1 protein-coding gene and 3 pseudogenes are annotated in these 2,454 nt (G+C 38.8%); 2 read left to right on the top strand and 2 right to left on the bottom strand.

Translation table 11 applies throughout. The features are described 5' to 3' along the window. A pseudogene (locus tag RDN22_RS11230) lies at positions 1-235 on the top strand (nickase); the annotation flags it as partial. Positions 236-273: 38 nt separating this feature from the next. Here the strand turns inward: RDN22_RS11230 and RDN22_RS11225 are convergent. Next, positions 274-441: pseudogene (locus tag RDN22_RS11225) on the bottom strand (IS30 family transposase); the annotation flags it as partial. On the opposite strand from RDN22_RS11225, the pseudogene RDN22_RS11220 reads away from it, so the two are divergent. Continuing rightward, positions 426-1,511: pseudogene (locus RDN22_RS11220) on the top strand (LtrC); the annotation flags it as partial. The pseudogenes RDN22_RS11225 and RDN22_RS11220 sit on opposite strands and share 16 nt — an antisense overlap. Positions 1,512-1,650: 139 nt before the next feature. On the opposite strand, the gene RDN22_RS11215 reads toward RDN22_RS11220, so the two are convergent. Further along, complete coding sequence (locus RDN22_RS11215) at positions 1,651-2,388, bottom strand: cation diffusion facilitator family transporter (RefSeq protein WP_225368106.1); 738 nt, start codon at positions 2,386-2,388, stop codon at positions 1,651-1,653. Positions 2,389-2,454: the final 66 nt, after the last annotated feature.

Genomic DNA, 2,454 nt, shown 5'->3' with positions numbered 1-2,454 from the left:
TAGAAAAGTAAATATGGGACATTATCAACCGCTAAATTACAAGCCAGTTAGTCCAAGCTACTACTTAAAGACAGCCTTTAGTAACGCAATCATGACCGCCCTATATGCCCATGATGAAGATTACGAACGACAAAAACAGGCACGCGGCTTAAAAGAGACCGAGTGGGAAATGACGAAAAAGCAGCGGCAACACCAAACCCGGAACCGGCATGAAGATGGGGGTATGCACTTGTAATTTAAATGGGCAGATTGCAAGAAATAACTTGAACGAATTTAGTGACGTAGATTAAGCAAGAAGAGCTCGATTGGTGTATGCCAATTAAGACATTTAAGTGGCTGTGAATTCAAATACCAATTAATTTGAACCAATTGGTGATCACCTAGTTCTTTAATGGCTTGACCTTTGGGAATAAAGCGTCGTAAAACTCGGTTACCGCTATCTGCCCATCTTCGACGTGTCACAAACTAGCGGTGAGCCAGTGTTAAGTGCCAAGGATTTTTTCAAAGAAAATTTAGCCGATCATCAGAATGTAACGAGCTTGTATAACGCGTTCAAAGATTATTTAAACCAGCAAACCGACCTTAAAGTCAGTGAAGTGCCTTTAGCGACGCTAAATGGGGCTAAGGGGTATTTTCAACCCAGCACTAATGAAATCGTCATTGGTGGCGATGAGCCCGACAATGCTTTGAAACTAAAGACGTTATACCACGAATATGCGCATAGCCAGCTACACGGCTTAAAATCAGCCTTTAAAGATCGGCCACGAGCCTATCAGGAAACCCAAGCCGAAGCGGTTGCGTATGTTGCCATGCAAAATATTGGCGTTGATACCAGCAACTACTCACTCGGTTACGTGGCCACCTGGGCCAAAGATAAAGCCGTGATCCATAGTGCTTTAAGTGAGATCCAGCAAGTGAGCAACAAAGTGATTGAGCTTAGCGATGGCTTAACCAAACAATTAGGCTTACAACAAGAAAAAGCTAACAAAATAACTGAAAAAATTGAAGATATTGCTAAAGAAAAATTAGTAGTAAAAGCTGATAATCCAGTAGAAGCCGTTAAAAAACTCTATAACAACAATTTACAAAACGCCGTTCAAGAAAGTTATACCCTTTCAGATATATCAGAAAAAGAAGCTGATTATTTTAGAAAGACTGCCACATGGGAAGATGTAGCGGACATTGAAAAATCAAATAATGCTATAAAAGACTTAGGACATGGCTATTATGCAGATGAATACATTGAACGTAATGACAACAACCCTCATTCTGCTAATCAGTCTATTTTAAAGAATAATGATCCAGAACACCCTACCCTATCTCAACAGTACAAAAATTTACTAAAGCAAGTACAAGACCCTGCTAAAAATAACCAACAAGCTGAAAAGCAACTAAAACAAGTACACCAAGAAATAAGCAACCGTACACAGAACCAGTTAAAAGATTTTGTTAAGCATAATCCGGAAGTGAAACAACCAGAGAAAGAAGAAACGCAACAAATAAGAAGATAGATCAACCTGTAAATTGTAATTTTATTTTGCATTAAATTTAAGGGGTGCTTTGCACTAATAAATCGAGTAGGAGACTAGCCATTAATTGACTAGTCTCCTACTCGATTTAAAATAGTCCTTTTTTCAATATATAAATACTTTAACTGCCATAAGCATACCCTTTTTCCAGTTCGTCTTTACTTGTAGTTATTTCTATTGTGATATGATTCTTTACACCCGATGTATGGGCAAGCTCTGCAATTTCTTCTTTGATTTCCCTAGCCTTGTTTATATCGGAAGAATCTATAAGAACCGTGACGATAAGGGCGTTTTCTTCCCCGTCCAGTGACCAAATGTGAAAATGTGAGAGGTCTTTTACAGCAGGAACATTTTTAATGGAGTCCGCCAAGCTCTTTACGTTTACATTTTCAGGCGAACCATTCAATAAAATTTTCATTGTGGTGAAAAATTCAGGAACGGTTTTGTAGAGGATATAAAGTGCAATCAAAATCGATAAGATAGGATCCAATCGATAAGCCTCGGTAAAGTTCATTAGAATACTCACAATCAAGACTCCAATCCACCCTAATACGTCTTCCAGCATATGGAGGTTCAACATGCTCTCGTTTTTGGATGTGCCTTTGCTTAAAATCCACGCAGCATATCCATTCAATGCAATAGCTACGAGAGAAAGCCAGAACATGCCACTATAATTTACGGGTTGTGGGTCAATCAAACGTGGCACACTACGATAGATCATAAAAAACGAGCCACTAATTAGCACAACGCCAGTTATCAGCGCGCCCAGTAAAGAAAAGCGGTTATAGCCAAAAGTGAACCGTTCATCTTGTTTTTTCTCTGAATAACCTTGAAAAAACCAAGCGAATCCAATTGAAATAGAGTCCCCTAAGAAGCTGTCTAAAATCTCTTAAGTAATAGTGCTAAAAACGCTAAAACGACCATT

This window comes from uncultured Lactobacillus sp. (genome assembly GCF_902491705.1).
Lineage (GTDB): Bacteria > Bacillota > Bacilli > Lactobacillales > Lactobacillaceae > Lactobacillus.
This window is presented reverse-complemented; position numbering and strand designations above follow the sequence as displayed.